Origin of the sequence: Achromobacter ruhlandii (genome assembly GCF_902859695.1) — a bacterium.
Taxonomy (GTDB): domain Bacteria; phylum Pseudomonadota; class Gammaproteobacteria; order Burkholderiales; family Burkholderiaceae_B; genus Achromobacter; species Achromobacter ruhlandii.
This window is the reverse complement of record NZ_CADIJL010000010.1, coordinates 93603-115331: the sequence shown is the minus strand read 5'-3', so window position 1 is coordinate 115331 and position 21729 is coordinate 93603. Positions and strand designations below refer to the sequence as shown.

20 protein-coding genes and 1 tRNA gene are annotated in these 21729 nt (G+C 68.0%); 14 read left to right on the top strand and 7 right to left on the bottom strand.

The genetic code is table 11. The features are described from left to right. Positions 1-17: 17 nt before the first annotated feature. The 3 genes from HV742_RS14675 to HV742_RS14665 all read right to left on the bottom strand — a co-directional run bounded on the left by HV742_RS14675 (position 18) and on the right by HV742_RS14665 (position 5382). Positions 18-2165: a TonB-dependent siderophore receptor gene (locus HV742_RS14675; protein ID WP_175145796.1), complete on the bottom strand. Its 2148-nt coding sequence runs from the start codon at positions 2163-2165 to the stop codon at positions 18-20. A 208-nt stretch (positions 2166-2373) separates the two neighbouring features. Then, positions 2374-3567: an acyl-CoA dehydrogenase gene (locus tag HV742_RS14670; protein ID WP_006385528.1), complete on the bottom strand. Its 1194-nt coding sequence runs from the start codon at positions 3565-3567 to the stop codon at positions 2374-2376. Between the two features lie 132 nt (positions 3568-3699). Beyond that, on the bottom strand, positions 3700-5382 hold the full coding sequence (locus tag HV742_RS14665) for a thiamine pyrophosphate-binding protein (protein WP_175145795.1): 1683 nt from the start codon (positions 5380-5382) through the stop codon (positions 3700-3702). A gap of 179 nt (positions 5383-5561) precedes the next feature. On the opposite strand from HV742_RS14665, the gene HV742_RS14660 reads away from it, so the two are divergent. From HV742_RS14660 to HV742_RS14645, 4 genes are all read left to right on the top strand, one after another. After that, a complete protein-coding gene (locus HV742_RS14660; protein WP_049075438.1) occupies positions 5562-6473 on the top strand; it encodes a LysR substrate-binding domain-containing protein in 912 nt (303 codons plus the stop codon). Between the two features lie 134 nt (positions 6474-6607). Continuing rightward, positions 6608-7591: a site-specific tyrosine recombinase XerD gene (xerD, locus tag HV742_RS14655; protein ID WP_049075436.1), complete on the top strand. Its 984-nt coding sequence runs from the start codon at positions 6608-6610 to the stop codon at positions 7589-7591. Between the two features lie 66 nt (positions 7592-7657). Next, entirely contained in the window at positions 7658-8146 is a 489-nt protein-coding gene (gene ybaK, locus HV742_RS14650) for a Cys-tRNA(Pro) deacylase (RefSeq protein ID WP_054501069.1), read from the top strand. A 209-nt stretch (positions 8147-8355) separates the two neighbouring features. Beyond that, positions 8356-8934 carry a DJ-1/PfpI family protein gene (locus tag HV742_RS14645; protein ID WP_059272295.1) on the top strand — a complete coding sequence of 193 codons (579 nt, stop codon included), beginning with the start codon at positions 8356-8358 and terminating at the stop codon, positions 8932-8934. Between the two features lie 161 nt (positions 8935-9095). Here HV742_RS14645 and adhP read toward each other — a convergent pair whose 3' ends face one another. After that, entirely contained in the window at positions 9096-10124 is a 1029-nt protein-coding gene (adhP, locus tag HV742_RS14640; protein WP_049075429.1) for an alcohol dehydrogenase AdhP, read from the bottom strand. A 244-nt stretch (positions 10125-10368) separates the two neighbouring features. Between adhP and HV742_RS14635 the strand changes: the two genes are divergently transcribed. Continuing rightward, positions 10369-10758 carry a ribbon-helix-helix domain-containing protein gene (locus tag HV742_RS14635; RefSeq protein WP_049075427.1) on the top strand — a complete coding sequence of 130 codons (390 nt, stop codon included), beginning with the start codon at positions 10369-10371 and terminating at the stop codon, positions 10756-10758. 124 nt (positions 10759-10882) lie between these two features. Here the strand turns inward: HV742_RS14635 and pbpG are convergent, their stop codons facing one another. Both pbpG and HV742_RS14625 read right to left on the bottom strand, forming a co-directional pair. Then, complete coding sequence (pbpG, locus tag HV742_RS14630; protein WP_407061276.1) at positions 10883-12151, bottom strand: D-alanyl-D-alanine endopeptidase; 1269 nt, start codon at positions 12149-12151, stop codon at positions 10883-10885. 312 nt (positions 12152-12463) lie between these two features. Next, positions 12464-12538: transfer RNA gene (locus HV742_RS14625), tRNA-Arg, on the bottom strand. Between the two features lie 220 nt (positions 12539-12758). On the opposite strand from HV742_RS14625, the gene HV742_RS14620 reads away from it, so the two are divergent. From HV742_RS14620 to HV742_RS14580, 9 genes are all read left to right on the top strand, one after another. After that, on the top strand, positions 12759-13523 hold the full coding sequence (locus HV742_RS14620; protein WP_175145794.1) for an enoyl-CoA hydratase/isomerase family protein: 765 nt from the start codon (positions 12759-12761) through the stop codon (positions 13521-13523). Beyond that, the gene (locus tag HV742_RS14615) at positions 13520-15142 is read left to right on the top strand and encodes an AMP-binding protein (RefSeq protein WP_175145793.1); all 1623 of its coding nucleotides are present in this window, start codon (positions 13520-13522) and stop codon (positions 15140-15142) included. The genes HV742_RS14620 and HV742_RS14615 overlap by 4 nt, the downstream gene beginning before the upstream one ends. Continuing rightward, complete coding sequence (locus tag HV742_RS14610; protein ID WP_175145792.1) at positions 15139-16089, top strand: hydroxymethylglutaryl-CoA lyase; 951 nt, start codon at positions 15139-15141, stop codon at positions 16087-16089. Before HV742_RS14615 ends, HV742_RS14610 begins: the two co-directional genes overlap by 4 nt. An 88-nt stretch (positions 16090-16177) precedes the next feature. Then, positions 16178-16714, top strand: a complete 537-nt coding sequence (locus tag HV742_RS14605; RefSeq protein ID WP_068952171.1) for a MarR family winged helix-turn-helix transcriptional regulator — start codon at positions 16178-16180, stop codon at positions 16712-16714. A 90-nt stretch (positions 16715-16804) separates the two neighbouring features. Further along, the gene (locus HV742_RS14600; protein ID WP_054417196.1) at positions 16805-17539 is read left to right on the top strand and encodes an enoyl-CoA hydratase/isomerase family protein; all 735 of its coding nucleotides are present in this window, start codon (positions 16805-16807) and stop codon (positions 17537-17539) included. Next, on the top strand, positions 17536-18732 hold the full coding sequence (locus HV742_RS14595) for a CaiB/BaiF CoA transferase family protein (protein ID WP_054417197.1): 1197 nt from the start codon (positions 17536-17538) through the stop codon (positions 18730-18732). Before HV742_RS14600 ends, HV742_RS14595 begins: the two co-directional genes overlap by 4 nt. A 71-nt stretch (positions 18733-18803) precedes the next feature. Then, positions 18804-19775, top strand: a complete 972-nt coding sequence (locus tag HV742_RS14590; RefSeq protein WP_049075421.1) for a Bug family tripartite tricarboxylate transporter substrate binding protein — start codon at positions 18804-18806, stop codon at positions 19773-19775. 153 nt (positions 19776-19928) lie between these two features. Further along, positions 19929-20183 carry a type II toxin-antitoxin system Phd/YefM family antitoxin gene (locus HV742_RS14585; protein WP_049075417.1) on the top strand — a complete coding sequence of 85 codons (255 nt, stop codon included), beginning with the start codon at positions 19929-19931 and terminating at the stop codon, positions 20181-20183. Further along, positions 20180-20608 (top strand): type II toxin-antitoxin system VapC family toxin, encoded by a 429-nt coding sequence (locus HV742_RS14580; protein WP_197487190.1) that lies wholly within the window; start codon positions 20180-20182, stop codon positions 20606-20608. The genes HV742_RS14585 and HV742_RS14580 overlap by 4 nt, the downstream gene beginning before the upstream one ends. Positions 20609-20689: 81 nt before the next feature. On the opposite strand, the gene HV742_RS14575 is transcribed toward HV742_RS14580, so the two are convergent. After that, a complete protein-coding gene (locus HV742_RS14575) occupies positions 20690-21643 on the bottom strand; it encodes an NAD(P)H-dependent flavin oxidoreductase (RefSeq protein WP_175142522.1) in 954 nt (317 codons plus the stop codon). Positions 21644-21729: the final 86 nt, after the last annotated feature.

Below are 21729 nucleotides of genomic sequence, written 5' to 3'. Positions count from 1 at the left end.
CTGATAACCCTAAGTTCCTAGAACTTCAGGCTGGCGCTCAGCCCATAGGTGCGCGGGTCGCCCGCTTTCACGTAGTTGGGGCTCTGGTACAGCCAGTAGCGCTTGTCCGCCAGGTTATTGATGCCGGCGCGGAAGGTGGTCTCGTAGCCGTAGATACGCGTGTCGTAGGTGGCGCCGATGTTGACGATGGCGTAGCCCGGCACGTCGATCACGTTGCCGGGGTCGAGCATGGTCTTGCCGGTGTATTTGACGTCCGCGCGCAGTTTCAGGCCGGGAAGTTGCGGCACCGAGTATGCCACCTGCGCCGCCGCCACGAACTTCGGCGCGCCGGCCACGCGGTTGCCGGTGAAGCCGACGCCCTGGCGGTATTCGGAATCCAGCAGCATCAGGCTGCCGCCGACGTTCCAGTGGGTCGCGATGCGGGCGGAACCGGCCAGTTCCAGTCCCTGGTAGATCGACTTGCCGTCCTGCACCAGGACGCGGTCGGCATTCGAGTATTCGGCCTTCTTCTCGATGCGGAACAGCGCGGCCGACGCGGCCCAGTCTTCCTGCTCGGTCTTGACGCCCAGTTCGTACTGTTTGCTCTTGAGCGGGTCGAGCAGGGCGCCGTAGTTGGCGTATTGCGTGCCGACGACGGAGCCGGGCTCCAGCGATTCCATATAGCTCGCGTAGGCCATGGTCTGCGGCGTGATCTTGAACATCAGCGCGACCGTCGGCGTGGGCACGCCGTTCTTCTCGTAGCGCGAGGTGCGCGCGCCGGTCGTGTCGAAGCCGGTCTGCTCGTAGTTGGTGTAGCGCACGCCGCCCAGCACCGACCAGCGGTCCGTCAGATCGACCGTGTCGCTGGCGAACAGCGCCTTCTGCGTGATCTCGGCGGCGCGGTACAGGCGCAGGCTGCCGTCGCTGTAGTAGGTGTTGGTGTTCTGGCTGCGCAGGTTGCCGGTGCCCATCAGCTGGTAGACGCCGTTGGAGCTGTAGTCGTTCTTCTGCTTCTGCCACGAGGCGCCCAGCACGACGTGATGACGTAGCGAGCCGGTGTTGAATTTGCCCTCGGCCATGCCCTGCCACTGGTTGTACTGGTAGGCCTCGCCGTAGTCGGAACGGTAGTCGTCGTAGTCGCCGGCGCCGTTGCGCAGGGTCAGCACGGACTCGTTGCGCCGCGTGCGGGTGGAGCTGTAGCTGTAGTTGGTGCTGAAGGTCCAGGCGTCGTTCAGCTGGTACTTCAGGCCGGTGGCGTAGAAGCGGAAGTGGTTGTTGGCATAGGGGCCTTCGCCCACCAGGGTGTCGCTGTTGCGCACCGTGCCCGGCAGCTTGCCGCCGGTCATGCGGCTGGTGGTGATGGTGGGCTCGATGCCGACCGCCTTGCGGTCCTGGTAGATCGACTGGAAGTCCCAGGTCAGGCGTTCGCTCAGGCGCGCATCCAGCGCCAGCGACACGGAGTCGCGGTAGAGCGAGCCATCGTTGTAGGTCGTGCCTTCCTCGTGCGTGGCGTTCAGGCGGTAGCCGAAGGCGCCGCTGGCGCCGGCCCGGCCGCCCAGGTCCACGTGTTCGCGCAGCAGGCCCTTGGACCCATAGCCGAGGTCGATGGCGCGCAGGGGCTCGTCGGTCGGCTTTTTGGTCACGTAGTTGACCAGGCCGCCGGGCGTGCCGAAGCCGTACATGAAGCCCGAGGCGCCCTTGAGCAGGTCGATCTGCTCGAAATGCTCGTAGGGCAGCGTCGTCACGTAACTCAGGAACGGCTTGCCGTCGATGCGGTAGGAGTTCTGCCAGTCCAGCGGCAGGCCGCGCACCGTCAGGTAGCTGGCCCAGGCGCCGTTGGCCGAGCTGTTGTCGGAGACCGAGGCGTCCAGCGCGAACACGTCGCCTAGCTTGGCAACTTGCCGCGCTTCCATGTCGGCGGCCGTGACCACGGTGGTGGAGAAGGGGGTTTCCAGCTGCGTGCGGCTACCGAGCGCGCCGCCGTTGACCGGGCGATCGAGGTGGATCAGCGTATCGTCGACCGGCGCGGCGTTCACCGTCACCGCTGGCAGTTGCACGGTATCGCCTTGTTGCGCCTGCGCGCCGCTGGCGGGCGCCAGGCCCAGCGCCGCGGCGAGGACGGCGGGGTTGAACAGGGGGGCAATGCCGGGGCGATGCTTCCCGCGGGAAGAGGAAGGGCGGGCCAAGATGGGTCTCCGATGCAAAAATCGGAAATATTATTGCTAACACAAATCGTTATCAATAAATGTTTGGCATCGTTGCATTGCCGCCTCGTGTTTTCGCGATGCGGCACGCAAAAAAAACGCCCCTCGAAAGGGGCGCACAGTCTTCGCCACGCCGGCGAACCGCGCGTCGGGAGCAGAGCCGGGCTCCGTCCGCGCGGCGAACTGCAAATCAATAGAAAGCCTGGATGCCGGTCTGCGCGCGGCCCAGGATCAGGGCGTGCACGTCGTGGGTGCCTTCGTAAGTGTTGACCACTTCCAGGTTCACCAGGTGGCGGGCCACGCCGAACTCGTCGGAGATGCCGTTGCCGCCCAGCATGTCGCGGGCCAGGCGGGCGATGTCCAGCGCCTTGCCGCACGAATTGCGCTTCATGATCGAGGTGATCTCGACGGCGGCGGTGCCTTCGTCCTTCATGCGGCCCAGGCGCAGGCAGCCTTGCAGCGCCAGCGTGATCTCGGTCTGCATGTCGGCCAGCTTCTTCTGGATCAGCTGGTTGGCGGCCAGCGGGCGGCCGAATTGCTTGCGGTCCAGGGTGTACTGGCGGGCGGTGTGCCAGCAGGCTTCGGCGGCGCCGATCGCGCCCCAGGCGATGCCGTAGCGGGCCGAGTTCAGGCAGGTGAACGGGCCCTTCAGGCCGGACACGCCGGGCATCATCTGGTCGGCGGACACTTCCACTTCGTCCATGACGATTTCGCCGGTGATCGAGGCGCGCAGGCCGACCTTGCCGTGGATGGCGGGGGCGGTCAGGCCCTTGGTGCCCTTTTCCAGGATGAAACCGCGGATCTTGCCGTCGAACTCGCCGCCCACGCACTTGGCCCACACCACGAACACATCGGCGATGGGCGAGTTGGTGATCCACATCTTGTTGCCGGTCAGCTTGTAGCCGTCGGCGGTCTTGACCGCGCGCGTTTCCATGCCGCCGGGGTCGGAGCCGTGGTTGGGTTCGGTCAGGCCGAAGCAGCCGATCCACTCGCCGCGGGCCAGCTTGGGCAGGTACTTCTGCTTCTGCGCTTCGCTGCCGAATTCGTTGATGGGCACCATCACCAGCGACGACTGCACGCTCATCATCGAGCGGTAGCCGGAGTCGATGCGCTCGACTTCACGGGCGATCAGGCCGTAGCTGACGTAGTTCAGGCCGGCGCCGCCGTATTCGGCGGGGATGGTGGCGCCCAGCAGGCCCAGCTCACCCATTTCCGAGAAGATCTCCGGATCGGTCTTTTCGTTGCGGAAGGCATTCAGCACGCGCGGGGCCAGCTTGTCCTGCGAATAGGCGTGGGCGGCGTCGCGCACCATGCGTTCTTCTTCGGTGAGCTGCTGGTCCAGCAACAGGGGATCTTGCCAATGGAACGAGGGATTCGAGGACATGCTGGGTCTCCGCTATGGATTTCCGTTTTCGGAATCTGGAAAGTTTAAACCTAAAATAATTGGCGCGGCAACCCGGGGTTTACGCGACGCGCGCGGGCGCGTCGCCGTGGGGTTGCCGTCGCCTCTCGGGTATCAGTGCCGGGCCTTGAGCGCCGCGTCGCGGATCTTGTCCAGCGTGGTCGACGGCGTGATGGTCTGCGGGTCGATGAAGCAGTGCAGGATGGCCGGCTTGCCGCTGGCCAGCGCGCGCTCGAACGCCGGGCCGAACTGCTCGGTGGTCTCGACGCGTTCGCCGTGGCCGCCGAAGGCGCGGGCGTAGTCGGCGAAGTCAGGGTTCTTCAGCTCGGTGGCGGAAATGCGGCCGGGGTAGTGCTTTTCCTGGTGCATGCGGATGGTGCCGTACATGCCGTTGTCGACCAGCACCACGATGATGGGCAGGTCGTACTGCACGGCGGTGGCGAACTCCTGGCCATGCATCAGGAAGCAGCCGTCGCCGGCGAAGCAGACCACGGTCTTGTCGGGCCAGACGCGCTTGGCGCCGACGGCCGCCGGCAGGCCATAGCCCATCGAGCCCGAGGTCGGCGCCAGCTGCGTGCCGAAGCGGGTGAAGCGGTGGAAGCGATGCAGCCAGGTGGCGTAGTTGCCGGCGCCGTTGGTCATGATGGCGTCGGCCGGCAGGGTCTTTTCCAGGTAGGCCATGACCTGGCCCATCTGCAGCGCGCCCGGGGTGGTCACGGTGGTCGGGTCGCTCCACTTCAGGTACGACTCGCGCATGGCCTGCGTGCCTTCGGCCCAGGCCGGCTGGGCGGGGGCCTTCAGGCCGGCCAGCGCCTGGGCGAAGGCGGCGGGCGAGGTGTTGATGGCCAGCGTGGGGCGATAGACGCGACCCAGTTCGGCGGCGTCCGGATGCACGTGCACCAGCTTCTGCTTGGGCACCGGGATGTCCAGCAGCGTGTAGGCCTGGCTGGGGTTTTCCGACATGCGGCCGCCGACCAGCAGCACCAGGTCGGCGTCGGCCACGCGCTTGAGCAGGGCGGGGTTGATGCCCAGGCCGACGTCGCCGATGAAACACGGATGGTCGGCCGGGAACAGCATCTGGCGGCGGAACGACACCGCCGTGGGCAGCGCGTGGCGCTGCGCGAAATCGGCGAACTGCTGCACCGCGCGCGCGTCCCAGCGCGTGCCGCCGAGGATGGCGACGGGATTGTTGGCCTTGGCCAGCAGTTGCTCCAGGTCGGCCAGCTGGCCGGCGGTGGGGGCGGCGTCGATGACCTCGTAGCGCGGCGCGTCGGCCACCTGCGCGGCCTCCACCAGCATGTCCTCGGGCAGCGCGATCACCACCGGGCCGGGGCGGCCCGAGGTGGCGATGTGGAAGGCGCGCGAGATCAGTTCGGGAATGCGTTCGACCTGGTCGATTTCCGTGACCCACTTGGCCTGCGTGCCGAACACGGCGCGGTAGTCCATTTCCTGGAAAGCCTCGCGCTCGCGCATGCCGCGCTCGATCTGGCCGACGAACAGGATCATCGGGGTCGAGTCCTGCTTGGCGATGTGCACGCCGGCCAGCGCGTTGGAGGCGCCAGGACCGCGGGTCACCATGCAGATGCCGGGTTCGCCGGTCAGCTTGCCATGGGCGTCGGCCATCATGGCCGCGCCGCCTTCCTGGCGGCAGACAGTGACCTTGATGTCGGCGTCGTGCAGGCCATCCAGCACCGCCAGGTAGCTCTCGCCGGGAACGCAGAAAACGTGTTTGACGCCCTGGGCGACGAGCTGGTCGACGAGGATGTGGCCGCCGAGGCGGGATGCTTGCTGGGACATGGTGGGTGTCAGGATGAGCCGAGATTAAGACACCCGAGCATAATGTTCCTTGATCGCACAACGCAATTGATAAAATTGCACAATCTAGTGACCCGCCGGCACGACCCGGATGTTGCGCCGCGGCAGGCGCGGCGGGTGTTTCCGGCGATCTTCGGTTCCTTCCTGGCGGTTCCCGCTCCATGAGAAACGGCATTCCCAACCTCAGCGCCCTGCAGGCCTTCGAGGCCTCGGCCCGCCTGGGCAGTTTTTCCCGGGCGGCCGAAGAGCTGTCCCTGACCCACAGCGCGGTCTACCGCCAGGTCGCCAGCCTGGAGGCGCGGCTGGGCGTGCAGTTGTTCACGCGGGTGCGGCGCCGCATCGTGCTGACCGACCATGGCGCGGAATATGCGGGACGCATCCGCCATCACCTGGACCAGATCGAGAAGGACACCTTCGGCCTGGTGAGCCGCACCGGCATGGGCCGCAGTATCCACATCGCCGTGGTGCCGACACTGGCCACCACCTGGCTGATCCCGCGGCTGGCGGATTTCCAGCGCGAGCAGCCGGACATCACCGTCAGCCTGTCGGTGCGCACGCTGCCGTTCCAATTCAAGGACCAGCCGTTCGACGGCGCGCTGTACCACGGCGACACGCTGTGGCCCGGCACCCAGGGCGTGCTGCTGTTTCCGGAGCGCGAGCTGGTGCCGGTCTGCGCGCCCGAACTGGCCGCCCGCGTCACCGAGGCCGGCGCCGGCGCCGGCGCGCTGGCCGGCATGACCCATCTGCATCTGAGTTCCCGCCCCGACGCCTGGCGCCAGTGGTACGGCGCCAACAATTACCTGTATGGCCCCCAGGCGGCGGGCGGTCCGCGCTACGAATTGTTCACCATGGTGATGGCGGCGGTGCAGGCCGGGCTGGGCGTGGGCCTGATGCCGCGGTTCCTGGCGCAGCCGGCGCTGGACCAGGGCACGCTGGCGATGCCGGTGGCGCAGTCGCTGACGGTCAGCCAGGGCTACTACTTCGGCTATCCGCAGCGCAGCGAGCGTTCCGAGGCGCTGAAGCTGTTCGAGACCTGGCTCAAGTCGGCCGCCGCGGCGGTGGCGGGGCGCTGAGGGCATGGCGCAAGCGTCGCCGTAGAATGTGGCCCATCCCCCTGGCGTGGCCGGCGTACGCCGCAAGGTTGCGCGCGCCTGCGCCGGCGCTGTCCGCCGCCGGGCACCTCTCTTGATGCCTTGATTTCCGTTCCATGTCCGATTCCCGCCAACCGCTCGCTTCCCAGGCCGATATCGACGCCTTCATCGACGCCGTCTGGCTCGAGGACGGCCTGTCGGCCAACACCCTGGCCGCCTACCGGCGCGACCTGACCGGCTTCGCGCGCTGGCTCGAAGACCCCGAGGCCTACGCCCGCGAGATGGCCGACCGCCACGGCGAGGCGGCTTCGGCCCAGGCGCAGCCCGCCGGTCCCGCCAAGGCGCTGGCCGAGGCCGGCAAGGCCGACATCGAGGCCTGGTTCGCCTTCCGCCACGAGGAAACCCGCGCCACCACCGCCAACCGCCGCCTGGCCGCGCTGCGGCGCTTCTACGCCTGGGCGCTGCGCGAGCACCGCGCGGCGCAGGATCCCTGTCTGACGCTGGTCGCCGCCAAGCAGCCGCCGCGCCTGCCCAAGACGCTGTCCGAGCAGCAGGTGGATGCCCTGCTGCGCGCGCCCGACCTGGGCCAGCCGCGCGGCCTGCGCGACCGCGCCATGCTGGAAACGCTGTACGCCACCGGCCTGCGCGTGTCGGAACTGGTCGGGGTGCGGGCGCTGGACGTCAGCCTGAACGAGGGTGTGGTGCGCGTGGTGCAGGGCAAGGGCGGCAAGGACCGCCTGGTGCCGCTGGGCGCGGAGGCGGCGCACTGGATTGACCAGTATCTGAAGACCGCGCGCCCCGAGCTGGCCGCCGGCCGCGTCAGCGACGCGCTTTTCATCACCGGCCGGGCCGAGGCCATGTCGCGCCAGGCGTTCTGGCAACTGGTCAAGAAATACGCGGTGCTGGCCGGCGTGCACGCGCCGCTGTCGCCGCACGTGCTGCGCCACGCCTTCGCCACCCATCTGCTGAACCACGGCGCCGACCTGCGCGTGGTGCAGATGCTGCTGGGCCACGCGGACATCTCCACCACCCAGATCTACACGCACGTCGCGCGCGAACGCCTGAAGGCGCTGCACGCCACGCATCATCCGCGCGGTTGACGCCAGCGTTTGCGCGCCGCCGCCCGCGTGCCTACACTTTTGCCTTCGCCTTTCCACAGCAATGCCATGAGCAAAGCCCGCCACGTTTCCGAAACGCCCGCCACCCAGTTCCTCAAGCAGCACAAGGTGGCGTACACCGAGCACACCTACGACTACGTCGATCATGGCGGCGCCGGCGAGGCCGCGCGCCAGTTGGGGCTGGATCCGCACGCGGTGGTCAAGACGCTGGTGATGGAAGACGAATCGGCCAAGCCGCTGATCGTGGTGATGCACGGCGACCGGGAAGTCTCCACCAAGAACCTGGCGCGCCAGGCCGGGCTGAAGAAGGTCGAGCCCTGCAAGCCCGAGGTCGCGCAACGCCACTCCGGCTATCAAGTGGGCGGCACTTCGCCGTTCGGCACGCGCAAGAAGATGCCGGTGTGGGTCGAGGCCGAGGTGCTGCAATACCCGGTCGTCTACATCAATGGCGGCCGCCGCGGCTACCTGGTGGGTATCGATCCGAACGTGCTGGTGAGCCTCCTGGGCGCCAAGCCGGTGACGGTGGCGCTGGAGTAGGGCGCCTGCCACTGCCCGGCGCCGCGCGCGGCCGCGCATGCATGTCGGGGGCGGGCGCGGTCCCGCTTCGGGGCATCCACCTTGGCGTGGTATCCCGTTACCACCCTCGCCTGCGCGGGTAGGAGCACAATGGACCGCAGAACATCAAGAACCGGCCGCCCGGCCCTCGGGCGCTTCAGTCGGCGATCCCCCATCCCCAGGAGACAATCATGAGCAAGAGACTGTTGATGCTGGTCGGCGACTACGCCGAAGACTACGAAACCATGGTGCCGTTCCAGACGCTGCTGGCGGTGGGCCATACGGTGCACGCGGTCTGCCCTGGCAAGAAGTCCGGCGAGAGCATCGCCACCGCCATCCACGATTTCGAAGGCGCGCAGACCTACAGCGAGAAGCGCGGCCACAACTTCGCGCTGAACTACGATTTCGAGCGCGTCGAGGCCGGCTCGTACGACGGCCTGGTGATCCCCGGCGGCCGCGCGCCGGAATACCTGCGCCTGAACGAAAAGGTGCTGGAGATCGTGCGCGCCTTCGATCAGGCCAAAAAGCCGATCGCCGCCGTCTGCCACGGCGCCCAACTGCTGGCGGCCGCCGGCATCCTGGAAGGCCGCACCTGCTCGGCCTACCCCGCGTGCGCGCCGGAAGTGCGGCTGGCCGGCGGCACCTACGCCGAGATCGGCATCGACCAGGCCTACACCGACGGCAACCTGGTGACGGCGCCGGCCTGGCCGGCGCATCCGGCGTGGCTGGCGCAGTTCCTGGCCGTGCTTGGGACCAGAATCACGCACTGAGCCTGGGCCGCGCGGCGAGCGCCCGTGGGCGCTGCCACGCGCGCGCCGGCGCCGCATGCCCCTGAAAGCGGGGCGTTGCCACGCCATGGGGGCGTTCCGTGCCGCCACAAAAAAAGGCGCCTGCCGCGGCAGGCGCCTTGCTGCATGACACGGCGCGTGGATCAAGCCGCCATGTCGAGCACGATGCGGCCCTCGATCTGGCCGCGACGCATGCGGTCGAACACGCTGTTGATGTTCTCCAGCTTCTCGGTGGCCACTGTGGCATGCACCTTGCCTTCCTCGGCGAACTGCAGCGACTCCTGCAGGTCCAGGCGCGACCCCACGATCGAACCGCGCACCGTCACGCCGTTGAGCACCATGTCGAAGATCGACAGCGGGAAGTCGCCCGGCGGCAGGCCGTTGAGCGCCACCGTGCCGCCGCGGCGCACCATGCCCAGCGCCTGCTCGAAGGCCTTGGGCGAGACCGCCGTGATCAGCGCGCCGTGGGCGCCGCCGATTTCCTTTTTCAGATAGGCCGCCGGGTCGGTGGTCTTGGCATTCACGACCACTTCCGCGCCGAGGCGCTTGGCAAAGGCCAGCTTGTCGTCGTCGATGTCCACCGCCGCCACGTTCAGGCCCATGGCGCGCGCATACTGCACCGCCATGTGGCCCAGGCCGCCGATGCCGGAGATCACCACCCAGTTGCCGGGCCGCGTGTCGGTCATCTTCAGGCCCTTGTAGACCGTGACGCCGGCGCACAGCACCGGGGCGATGTCGACGAAGCCGACGTTCTTCGGCAACAGGCCCACGTAGTCGGCAGCGGCCAGGGCGTATTCGGCGAAGCCGCCGTTGACGGAGTAGCCGGCGTTCTGCTGTTGCTCGCACAGCGTTTCCCAGCCGCCCAGGCAATGCTCGCAATGACCGCAGGCGGAATACAGCCACGGGATACCGACGCGATCGCCTTCCTTGACGTGCGTCACACCTTCGCCCACCGCCACGACGTGGCCCACGCCCTCGTGGCCGGGGATGAAGGGAGGATTGGGCTTGACCGGCCAGTCGCCCTCGACCGCGTGCAGGTCGGTGTGGCAGACGCCGCAGGCCTCGATCTTCACCAGCAGTTCGCCGGCGCCGGGGCGCGGCACGTCGACTTCTTCGATTTCCAGGGGTTTGCCGAATGCGCGAGCCACGGCGGCCTTCATGGTCTTGTTCATTGCTACCTCCGAAGTCAGATCAGTCTTAGCATGCTCGGATGGCGACGCGTCCGAGACCTTGATTTATATCAACGGCTTCCGGACGAGCCGGACGAAAGAAACTTATCGTTGCAGAATGGGCGGGAATACCCCGGGACAGAGGGGCATTGCCTGGGGGATCGCCCCGCTGCAGAGGCGTCTTGCCGGGCTGGCGGCTATCGTCGTACAGTGGCCCGCAAGCCTCGTGTCCGCCCCAGGAGCTCCCATGTGTGAAATCTTCATCCGCGCGAGCGAACAGTCCTACGCGCCCGAAACCCGCTCCCTGCGCCTGCACGGGGCGGCCACCAGCCTGCGGCTGGAACAACTGTTCTGGCAGGTGCTGGAGGAAATCGCGGCGCGCGACGGTATGCGGGTGACGCAGCTGATCGAGCGCCTTTACGACGAGTTGGTGGAATACCGCGGCGAGGCCGCCAACTTCACCTCGTTCCTGCGCGTGTGCTGCCTGCGCTATCAGTTGCTGCAGGCCGAAGGCCGCATCCCGGCCGATGCCGCGGTGCCGATCCGGTCGCTCAATCCGCGGGCGGTGCTGGAAGGGCTGCCGCCGTCGATGTACGACCCGCAGCCATTGCGGTCCAAGCGTCCGGTGGCGGCGTAGCGCCGCGTCGGCGGCACCGGGGCGCGCCACTCGCGGCCTGCTTCCGCCCGTATTCAGCCCTGCCGCCAGACGTAAAAAAGCCCGATCGACGATCGGGCTTTTTCGTGGCCGGAGGGCGCCTGGATCAGCCGCCCGGCTGGGCCGAGGCCATGGCCACTTCGCTTTGCACGATGCGGCGGATGCGCACGGCATCGCCGATGCGCGACAGCTTGCCCTGCGAGTCCAGCAGCACGATTGCCAGGTCGCGGCCATTGATGCGCGCCAGCATCACCAGGCATTCGCCGGCTTCGTTGATGTAGCCGGTCTTGGACACCTTGATGTCCCAGTCGGGCTTGCGCACCAGCAGGTTGGTGTTGCGGAACGTCTGCGTGCGGTTGTTGATCTCGACGTCGTACTCGGTATCGGTGGAGTAGCGGTGGATCAGCGGGCGCTGCGAGGCGGCGCGCAGCAGGCGGGCCAGGTCGTGCGGCGACGACACGTTGTCGCTGGACAGGCCGGTGGGCTCGATGAAATGCGTGCTGGTCATGCCCAGCGACTGTGCCTTGGCGTTCATGGCGGCCACGAACGCGGGCAGGCCGCCCGGGTAATGGCGACCCAGCGCGTTGGCGGCGCGGTTTTCGGACGACATCAGCGCCAGGTGCAGCATGTCGCCGCGCGACAGCTTGGTGCCCACGCGCAGGCGCGAGGTGGTGTGCTTGAGGCCGTCGATGTCTTCATCGGTGATCTCGAGCATTTCATCCATCGGCTGGTTGGCGTCCACCACCACCACCGCGGTCATCAGCTTGGAAATCGAGGCGATGGGACGCACCACGTTCTCGTTCTTGGCGAAGATCACGGTGGAGGTGGCCAGATCCTGCACGTACGCGGTGCTGGAGCGCAGCGCGGCGGCCTCGGCGCGCACCGACACGGCGGGCGGCGGCATGGCCGCCGCGGCCGCGGCGGCAGCCGTGCGCTGCGCGCGCGACGGCTTGTTCGGCTTGCCGTTCTTGCCGGCGGCGCCCTTCTTGGATGTTCCTTGTTGGGCGACGGCCTGCTTGCCGCCCTTGGGCGGCGCTTTCTTGCCCGCAACCTGCTTGGGCGCGCCCTTGGCCGCGGCCTGTTTGCCCGAGGCGCCCTTGGGCGTGGATTTTGCGGCGGCCGACTTCGGCGCGGCTTGCTTGCCGGCGGCGGCCTTGGGCGCGCCTTTGGCCGCGCTCTGTTTGGGGGCGCCAGCCTTCTTGGCGGGCGCGGGGGCTTTCTTGGCTTGTTGCGCCTTGCAAGCGGCCGACTTGGCGTTGGTCTTGCAAGGGTCGGTGGTCTTCGCGGCGAAGGCGGCAGAGGGCAGGAGCGCGCACATCGCCAGCGCCGCCGGCGCTATCGCGTTCGCAATTGCACGTTTCCAGTTAAATGCCATGGTTTAAGCAGGCTTATCAGGCTGTGAAGAATTATTTCCCCGGTCGAGCTTGCGACGGTTCGGGAAAAGTCCAGATGAATTAGAGGCTTACGCGTCGAATTTAAACAGTAATTTCAAGTGGCGCGCAAGGCGATTCGCTATCTTCGCCCAAAAAATTATTGGGGCCGTATTGACGGATGGCGTATTGGTCACCAAACGCGTCCCGAGACGCTACCGGCGCGCCGCGCGTGAGCGTAGCCCGGATTAACCCTCATCTGGCTGGAAGCGGGGAGTTTTCTTGCGATGGCCTGGAGAGCCGGGCCGGGGGATGGGTGGCCTCGCCGGGTGGAATCGAACCACCAATTGACCCTTAGGAGGGGCCGGTTATATCCATTTAACTACGGCGAGACGGGCGGCGTGGCCCCTCCTGCGAATCGCACAGGCCCGGCGGGGCGTCTAGTGCCTTGATATTCCAGGGAAAGACCAGGGGCGCAAGTGTAACACCATTGGATAACAACCGAAAATTAGTGGATTAAATCAACTATATGCCCTATATTGCCTGGCATGGCCAGGGGCGCCGCGCCTTGCGCGGACCCCGGCCCCATACCTAGAACATCCAGGAGCAGGCATGACCCCGACTTTCCACACGATCCTGCTGGACGTGCAGGACCGTGTCGCCACGGTGACGCTGAACCGGCCCGACAGCCGCAACGCGCTCAATTCCCTCATGTGCGCCGAGTTGGTGCAGGCTATGCAGCAATTGGCTGACAATCCGGACGCGCATGTGGTGCTGATCGCCGCCGCCGGCGCGGCATTCTGCGCCGGCGCCGACCTCAAGGAGCGTAAGAGCATGTCCAACGCGGAAATGACGGCGCGCCGGGTGCAGGGTTTTGCCGCCTATGCCGCCATCGAACGCATGCCGCAGCCGGTGATCGCGGTGGTGCAGGGGGCGGCGTTCGGTTCCGGTTGCGAGATCGCCGCGGCGTGCGACTTTGTGCTGGCCTCGTCCGACGCGACGTTCTGCTATCCGGAAGTGGGTTGGGGCACGGTCGGCGCCACGCAGCGGCTGCCGCGCGTGGCCGGCGCGCGCAAGGCCAAGGAACTGCTGTTCACCGGCCGCCGCTTCGACGCGGCCGAGGCGCGCGAGATTGGCCTGGTCAATCAGGTGTACGCGCCCGAGGCCTTGGCGGGTGAAGCCACGCAGATGGCGGCGGCCATCGCTCGCGCCGCGCCGCTCACCGTCCGGCTGACCAAGCGCAGCATCGATCAGGGATTGGCGACCACGCGCGAAGGCGCGATGGCGATCGAATTGCTGGCCATCGAGGAAAACCTGCGCGGCACCGATTGGAAGCAGGCCATCGCCGGCTTCGGCGTGGCGGGAGACAAGGCATGATCGGCCCCACGATTCTGTCGCAGGCGCTGGCGCGCCAGGTGGCCCAGCGCGGCGCGGCCGAGGCCTTCGTCGCGCCTGGCGAGCGTCACACCTGGGCGGCGCTGCAAGACGGCGCGCAACGCATCGCCCGTGGCCTGCATGCGGCCGGCGTGCGCCATGGCGACCATGTCGGCGTGCTGCTGGGCAACGGCGGCACCTGGGTGCAGGTGTTTTACGCCTGCGCGCTGCTCGGCGCGGTGACGGTGCCCGTCAACACGCGCTTCAAGACCGATGAACTGGCGTTCTGCCTGAAGCAGGCCGACGTCAAAGTGCTGCTGACGGCGGATACCTTCCTGGGCATCGCTTTCCTCGATCTGCTGACGCAGGTGGAACCGGCGCTGGACCAGGCCCTGCCGGGCGCGGCGCTGCCGCTGCTGCGGCAGGTGGTGGTGCTGGGCGAGCGCTGCCCGCGCGGCGCGCGCGCCTGGGCGGACTTCCTGCGGGCGGGTGAGGCCGTCGACGATGCGGCGCTGCAGGCCTGCATGGATGCGGTGGCTCCGGAGGACGTCCTGCTGATCCAGTACACCTCGGGCACCACGTCGTTTCCCAAGGGCGTGATGCTGACGCACGCCAACATGCTGACCAATGCCTGGGCCGCGGCGCAGCGCATCGGCGTGCGGCCGGACGATCGCTATTTCAGCATCCGTCCTTACTTCCATGTGGCCGGCACCACGCTGTCGATCCTGGTCAGCCTGATGAGCGGCTGCTGCCTGCTGACCCTGCCCAAGTTCGACGTGGCCGACGCCTTGCGCATGCTCGACGAAGAGCGCTGCACCCTGACATCCGGCAACGACACCATCTTTCTCATGCTGATGGGCCATCCCGATTTCGACCGCGCGCGCATCCATCTGCGCGGCGGCTGGGCGGCGGCCGGCCCGCAGGTGATGCAGAAGATCCGCGACGTGATGGGGGTGCCGGGCATCTGCAATGCCTACGGCCAGTCCGAAGCCTCGCCCAACATCACGCTGTCGGCGCACGATGATCCCTTTGAACTGCGCGCCATGGGCTGGGCGCTGCCGCATCCCGGCATGCAGGTGCGGGTGGTGGACCCGGGCACGGGCGAGCCATTGCCGGCCGGCATGCAGGGCGAGATCCAGGCGCGCGGCTGGAGCGTGATGAAGGGCTACTACAACATGCCCGAGGCCACCGCCCGCGCGCTGGGCGCGGACGGCTGGCTCAGCACGGGCGACCTGGGCGAAATGGACGCGGCGGGCCGGTTGCGCATGGTGGGCCGCCTGAAGGACATGTTCCGCGTGGGCGGCGAGAACGTCGCGCCGGCGGAGGTGGAAGAGACCCTGCACGGCCACCCCGCCGTGCGCATGGCGCAGGTGGTCGGCGTGCCCGATGCGCGCCTGGGCGAAGTGCCGGCGGCGTTCGTGCTGCTCAAGGACGGGCAGGACTGCACGGCCGAGGAACTGACGGCCTGGTGCAAGGCGCGCTGCGCCAACTTCAAGGTGCCGCGCTATGTCGAGATCGTCGACAGCTTCGAGCACATCGGCATGACGGGCAGTTCCAAGGTGCAGAAGAACAAGCTGCGCGCCCACGCGCTGGCGCTGTTCGGACTGGAGCAACAGGCATGAGCGCGCGCGACGTGGTGCTGTGCGAATGCTTCGCGCGCGATGGGCTGCAGCATGAGCCCGACTTCATCGGCACGGCGATCAAGGCCGACCTGATCGACCGTTTCGCGGCGCTGGGCTTTGAACGGATCGAGGCGACCTCGTATTCCAATCCCAAGGTCGTGCCGCAATTCGCCGACGCCACCGACCTGCTGGCGGCGCTGCCGCGGCGCGCGGGCGTCTGGTACAAGGCCACCTGCGCCAACGCGCGCGCCGTCGAGCGCGCGCTGGTTGACCTGGATGCCGGTATCGGCGCCAACGAGATCAGCCTGCTGGTCTCGGCCAGCGAATCGCATTCGACGCGCAACCTGAAGCGCGAACGCGCCGCCCAGTGGGACAACATTGCCGAGATGGCGCGGTTGGCGAACGGCCGTTTTCGCCTGATCGGCACGATTTCGGTGGCCTTCGGCTGTCCCTTCGAAGGCGCGGTCGACCCCGACGTGGTCATGGCCGACGCGCGGCGCTTCGCCGCGCTGGGCGTGGGCATCGTGACGCTGGGCGACACCACCGGCATGGCCACGCCGGCCTCGGTGCGCGACCTGTATGGCCGGATGGCGCGCGAGGTGCCCGAGGTGACGCCGGTGGCGCATTTCCACGACACGCGCGCCACCGGCCTGGTGAACTACGTGGCCGCGCTGGAGGCGGGCGTGAGGCACTTCGATTGCGCTTTCGGCGGCGTCGGCGGCCATCCGGCCAAGGTGCGCTACGGCGGCGGTCATACCGGCAACGTGGCGACGGAAGACCTGGTCAACCTGTTCGAGTCCATGGGCGTGCGCACCGGCCTGGATCTGGCGGCGATGGACGCGGTGTCGCGGCATTGCGAGGCGGTGCTGGGGCGCGCGCTGCACAGCCGCGTGGCGCAAAGCGGCTTGAACCCGCTGCTCGGCGTCGCGCGGGAGGCGGCCGCATGAGGATCGCCGGCCGCGTTTGTATATCATGCGGGCAGCGGCGCGCGACGCGCGCGCACGCCGTTTTTTTCCGCATCTGAAGAGTCCGCCCATGGCCACCCGAACCGCATCCAAGTCAGCCACCGCCGCGCGTCCCGCACCCCGGGCGTTGAAGGAACTGTTCTCGTACCGCCTGAACCGGCTGGCCTACGTGTCCAGCCGCATCGCCGCCGGCCTGAACGAAAGCCGCTATGGCGTGGGCCCGCGCGAGTGGCGCATCATCGCGCTGCTGGGCGCGGCGCCGGACATGTCGCTGAACGCGGTGGCTCGCGAGGCCAACATCGACAAGAGCCAGGCCAGCCGCACCGTGTCCGAACTGATCGAGCGCGGCCTGATCCAGCGCAGCGCCGACAGCCAGGACGGCCGCGGCGTCAGCCTGGACCTGACGCGCACCGGCCGCGCCCTGTACGAAGAGATCTTCCCGGCCGCGATCGAGCGCAATGAGGACATGCTGTCGGTGCTGTCGGAGGCCGAGCGCGAGGCCATGGAGCGCATGCTGGACAAGCTGACGGCACACGCGCTGGAGATGCTGAATGAATGCAAGGCGGAGGTGCCGGCGCGTCGCGGCCGCGGCGTGCAGCCGCGCTGAACGCGCGGGGGCGCGTCCGCGCCTTTTTTTACCCCTATTGTTGATTTAATCAATCAATTTGCTTGTCGCCATTGGAAGAGGATATCCGTGATGTCGGAACTGATCATTGAAGACCTGGGCGCGGTACGGCTGCTGCGCCTGAACCGTCCGGAAAAGCACAACGCGCTGAACACCGCGTTGACGACGATGCTGCTGGACGCGCTGCGCCAGGCCGATCGCGACGACGCGGTGCGCGCGGTGGTGCTGACGGGCAATGGCAAGTCGTTCTGCGCGGGCGCCGACACCGGCGAGTTCTCGGCCCTGACGCCGGAACAGCCGGACGCGGTGCTGCGCCGCGCCGACCTGACGACCGACCTGCACCTGGTGTTCTCGCGCATGGTTAAACCCGTGATCGGCGCGGTCCATGGCAACGCGCTTGGCGGTGGCGCGGGGCTGGCGCTGGCCTGCGACCTGACGGTGATGGCCGAGGACGTGCGCTTCGGCTATCCGGAACTGCGCCACGGCATCGTGGCCGCGGTGGTCATGGCCAACCTGGTGCGCCAGGTCGGCCGCAAGCATGCCTTCGAGCTGGTGGCGATGGCCGAGCCGATCGACGGCGCGCGCGCCTTACAGCTGGGCATCGCCAACCGCGTCGCGCCCGCCGCGCAGGTGCTGGACCAGGCGCTGGCGATGGCGCAGCGCCTGGCCGGCTGGGAACCGGCCGCGATGGGGCTGACCAAGCGCGCCTTCCACCGCGCGGCCGACCTCGGGCTGGGCGAGGCGCTGGGCGTGGGCCGCGACGCCAACGTCATCATGCGGGGTTTTCGCCAGGGAGCGGCGCGATGAGGCCGCTTGAAGGCGTCACCATCCTGGACCTGTCGCGCGTGCTGGCGTGCCCGTTCGCCTCGATGATCCTGGCCGAGCTGGGCGCCGAGGTCATCAAGGTCGAGCAGCCCGGAGGCGGCGACGAGACGCGCGGCTTTGAACCCAAGGTGCAAGGCGAGGGCGGCACCGAGTCGGCATACTACCTGGCCTTTAACCGCAGCAAGCAGTCGGTCACGGTGAACTTCCGTCATCCCGAGGGGCAGGCCCTGATCCGGCGATTGGCGCAGACCTGCGACGTGGTGGTCGAGAACTTCCCGGTCGGCACGCTTGCCAAGTACGGCCTGGACCGCGAGCACATCGCGCCGGACAACCCCGGCCTGATCTATTTCTCGTGCACCGGGTTCGGCATGACCGGACCGTACGCGCCGCGCAAGGGCTATGACACCGTGTTCCAGGCCATGGGCGGGATCATGAGCCTGACCGGCGAGCGGGGCGGCGGTCCGGTCAAGCCGGGCCTGCCGGTCAGCGACCTGACCTCGGGCCTGTGGGCCGCCATCGGCATCCTGTCGGCGCTGGTGGGACGGGCGCGCTCGGGGCAGGGCTGCCATATCGACTTCTCCATGCTGGACGGCCAGGTGGGCCTGCTGTCGCTGGCGGCGGCGCGCTATTTCGCGCTGGGCGAAGTGCCGCCGCGGCTGGGCACGGAGCATCCCGGCCGGGTGCCCTCCGCGGCGTTCGAGTGCGGCGACGGCCGCTGGGTGCAGATCACCGGCAGCGACCAGCACTGGAAGCCGCTGTGCGAGGCGCTCGAGCTGCCGCAATGGGCCGACGATCCGGAGCTGGCGCGCAACGCCGTGCGCGTGGCGCGCCGCGACGAAGTCATGGCCGGCCTGTCGGCGGCCGCCGCGCGGCTGACGCGCGACGAACTGTGCCGCCGCTGCGATGCGCGCGGCGTGCCGGCCGGCCCGATCCTGGATGTTGAGGAGATCCTGCACAACGAGCACGTGCTCGCGCGCGGCATGGTGGCCAGCTACGAGCATCCGTCCATCGGCCGCTTCGGCGCGGTGCCGGTGCCGTTCAAGTTCGACGGTTTCGACGATCCGAGGCTGGAGCGCCCGCCCTTGCTGGGCGAGCACACCGACAGCGTGCTGGCCGGCCGGCTGGGCCTGTCGCCTGCGCAGATCGAGGCGTTACGCGCGCAGGGCGCGATCTAGCCATCGGGGCCCTGAGCCCCGGGGCCTTTCCCCGCACCACACATAAAACACAATATCCCAGGAGACAAACCATGAAGACTCTGAAGCGCCTGCTGTGCGGCGCGGCGGTGGCCGGCGCGTTGTGCGCCCCTGCCGTCGCCGCCGATTCCTATCCCTCGCAGCCGATCACGCTGGTCAACCCGTATGCCGCCGGCGGTCCCGCCGACGTGCTGGGGCGGGCGCTGGCGCGCGAGCTGGAAAAGCAGCTGGGCAAGACCATCATCGTCGAGAACAAGGCCGGCGGCGGCGCGGCCATCGGCGCCAACTTCGTGGCGCGCGCCAAGCCGGACGGCTACACGTTGCTGCTCGGCACGTCGGCCGCCCACGTGGTGACGCCGCTGATGCAGCAGACGCCGTACGACGGCATCAAGGACTTCGCCTTTGTCTCGATCGTCGCCAACCAGCCCAACATGCTGGTGGTGCGGCCCACACTCAAGGCCGACAGCGTCGAGCAGTTGATCGCGATGGCGCGCAAGGAGCCGGGCCGCATCAACTATGCCTCGGCCGGGCCCGGCAGCTCGCCGCACCTGGGCGCCGAGCTGTTTCGCGAACGCGCCGGCGTGGACATCGTCCATATCCCCTACAGCGGCGCGGCGCCCGCCATCAACGATCTGGTGGGCGGGCAGGTGGACATGGCGGTGCTGAACCTGGCCGCCAGCCTGCAATTCATCCGCAGCGGCCGGCTCAAGGCGCTGGCCTACGCCAACGACCACCGCTCGCCGTTGCTGCCCGACGTGCCGACACTGGCCGAATCCGGCGTGAAGGGCGCGGAGTCCGCCTCCTGGTACAGCCTGGCCGCGCCCAAGGGCACGCCGCCGGAGATCTTGCAGCGCCTGAACGACGCGGTGGCCAAGGTCAACGCCAATCCGGAATACAGCAAGCTGATGCAGGCGCAGGGGGTGGACCTGTGGAACATGACGCCGCAGGAAGCCACGGCCTTCGTGGAGAAAGACCAGGCCGCCATGCGCAAGCTGGTGCAGGCGGCGGGGTTGATGAAGAAATAGGACGATTCTGGCTGGATGCGAGGGCGCGTGGTGGCCCTTGGCTGATCCTGACGCGCGGGAGAATTCCTGGGCGGCCTCGGCTGCCGGGGGTTGTCCCGCCACTTTTAATGTAGTAACGTTACTACATATTAAGCAAGGATCAAAGGATGCGCGATGTCCATCACCACACTTTCCAGCCGCGAACTCAATCAGGACGTGACCAAGGCGAAGAAGGCGGCCCTCAAGGGGCCCGTGTTCATCACGGATCGAGGCAAGCCGTCCCATGTCCTGCTCGCCATCGAGGACTACTGGCGCCTGGTCGGCAAAAAGCGAAGTATCGTCAGCGCGCTGTCGATGCCCGGCCTTGCCGACATCGAACTCGATGCTCCCCGCTCACGCGAGCTGCCTCGCCCGGCGGACGTCGCGTGATGTTCCTGCTGGATACCAACGTGCTTTCCGAACTGCGCAAGGTGGGCGACGGCAAGGCCGACAAGAACGTGACTGCCTGGCTCTCGGATGAGGATGCGGCGAATTTCTACGTTTCCGCGATAACGCTCATGGAGCTGGAGATCGGCATTCTGCGCATGGAGCGACGCGATGTCGGGCAAGGCGCGCGGTTGCGCGAGTGGATGCGTGATCACGTCCTGCCGGAGTTCTCCGACAGGACGTTGCCGCTCGATGGGGCGGTGGCATTGCGCTGCGCCAGGTTGCACGTGCCGGATATGCGTCCCGAGCGGGATGCGTTCATTGCCGCCACCGCCCTGGTGCACGGCATGACGCTGGTCACCCGGAACGTGTCTGATTTTTCGGGTTGTGGCGTGGTCATCGTCAATCCCTGGGAAGCCGGCGCGTGAATCCCGCCGCCGCCCGGGCGATACCGGGGCAGGGCTGAAACCGCGGCGACCTTCGTGCGGATGTGGGGCTCGATCCGCGCTTTACTCCGCCAGCAGCGCCGCGCGCCTGAGCGCTTCGCGCGTTTGCGCCACCAGTTGCTCGACCACCGCGCCCGCCGGCTGCAGGCTGTCGATCAGGCCCGCGCTCTGGCCAGCCTCGACCTTGCCGCCCTGCACGTCGCCGTCGAAGGCGGCCTGCTTCAAGGAACTGCCGGCGAACAGGGTCTCCAGCATGGCCTGATCGCCGCCGTGTTCGGCCGCGAGATAGTCGCGGGCGAAGGCGTTGCGCAACATTCTCACCGGCGAACGGCCGCGTCCCACCAGCGTGGTGTCGGCCACGCCCGCCGCCAGCACCGCGTCCTTGTAGGCGTCGCATACGCCCGCCTCGGGCGTCAGCAGGAAGCGCGTGCCCAGCTGCGCGCCGGCCGCGCCCAGGCATAGCGCGGCCGCGATGCCGGCGCCGTCGGCAATGCCGCCGGCCGCCACCACCGGCACCGACACGCGTCGCACCACCGCGCGCAGCAACACCTGCAAGCCGATCTCGTCGGGGCCTGGGTGGCCGCCGGCTTCCAGGCCGACCGCGATCACCGCGTCCACGCCGGCCGCTTCGGCCTTGGCGGCATGCTCCGGACTGGCGATCACCTGCAACCATTTTGCGCCAGCGTCGCGCGCGCGCCCAATGTGTTTCTGGGGGCCGCCCTGCGAGGCGATGATGACCGGCACGCCTTCGGCCAGGGCGATGTCCATGTGTTCCTGCGCCCGCTTGTTGTAGAGCGGGATGTTGACGGCGTAAGGCGCCTCGGTGCCGGCGCGAACCGCGCGGATGGCGGCCCGCAGCGCCTCGGGATACATGGGGCCGGCGGCGATCACGCCGAGCCCGCCAGCGCGCGATACGGCCAGCGCCAGCGCCGCGTTCGACGAGGCCCAGCTCATGCCGCCCTGGATGATCGGATAGCGCGTGCCCAGCAGGCGGGTCAGCGGAGTTTGCAGAGTCATGGCTGATCAGGATGGGGAAAATCCCATTCTGGAATAATTGGTTGATAAAATCAACTATATTGTTGGGTGTGGCGCAAGCCCTGGCG